The sequence below is a fragment of the Streptococcus sp. VTCC 12886 genome (genome assembly GCF_049893425.1).
Classification (GTDB): domain Bacteria; phylum Bacillota; class Bacilli; order Lactobacillales; family Streptococcaceae; genus Streptococcus; species Streptococcus suis_AA.
The window spans coordinates 1-861 of sequence record NZ_JBMVJB010000076.1 but is presented as its reverse complement, the minus strand read 5'-3'; the positions used below and the strand labels follow the sequence as shown (position 1 = coordinate 861).

Annotated in this window: 1 pseudogene; it reads left to right on the top strand. The window is 40.3% G+C overall.

The annotated features are described in order from the left end of the window. Nucleotides 1-50 precede the first annotated feature (50 nt). A pseudogene (locus tag ACPC57_RS11565) lies at nt 51-861 on the top strand (IS3 family transposase); the annotation flags it as partial.

Here is an 861-nt window from a genome sequence, read left to right as displayed (position 1 = left end):
GCACCCCAAAAGTTAGACAGAAAAAATCTAACTTTTGGGGTGCTATTTTTATGAAATTGAGCTATGAAGACAAAATCGAAATCTATGAACTACGTCAAAGTTGTCAGTCTATCAAGAACTTGTCAAAACAGTTTAATATTGCAGAATCTGTTATCCAATATATGCTTCGACTGATCGATAGGTATGGAATAAACATTGTCAAGAAAGGAAAGAATACCTATTATTCTCCAGAACTCAAGCAGGAAATGATTGATAAAGTACTTCTTGATAAGCAGTCAGTCCTCTCCGTCTCGCTTGACTACGCCCTGCCAAATCGTGGAACTCTTCCAAACTGGATAGCACAATACAAGAAAAACGGGTATACTATTGTTGAGAAAACAAGAGGGAGGCCACCAAAGATGGGGCGTAAAGCAAAGAAAACCTGGGAAGAGATGACGGAGTTAGAGCGACTTCAGGAGGAAAATGAGCGCTTACGCACTGAGGTGGCTTACCTAAAAAAGTTGAGGGAGCTTCGTTTAAGGGACGAAGCCAGAGAGCAAGAAAGGCTCAAACAGTTAGAGAGATGGTCGCAGAAGGATTCCGACTAGATATACTGCTGGTTATTTCTCAATTAGCTCCTTCTACCTATTACTATCAAGTCAAGCAACTGGATAAACCAGATAAAGATAAGGAGTTAAAAGCTGAAATTCAAGCCATTTACGATGAACATAAGGGAAACTATGGTTACCGTCGCATTCACCTTGAGTTAAGAAATCGTGGATTTTCTGTCAATCATAAGAAAGTACAACGGCTGATGAAGGAGCTAGGATTGACTGCTCGTATTCGTCGACGTAAGAAATACAAGTCTTACAAGGGGGATGT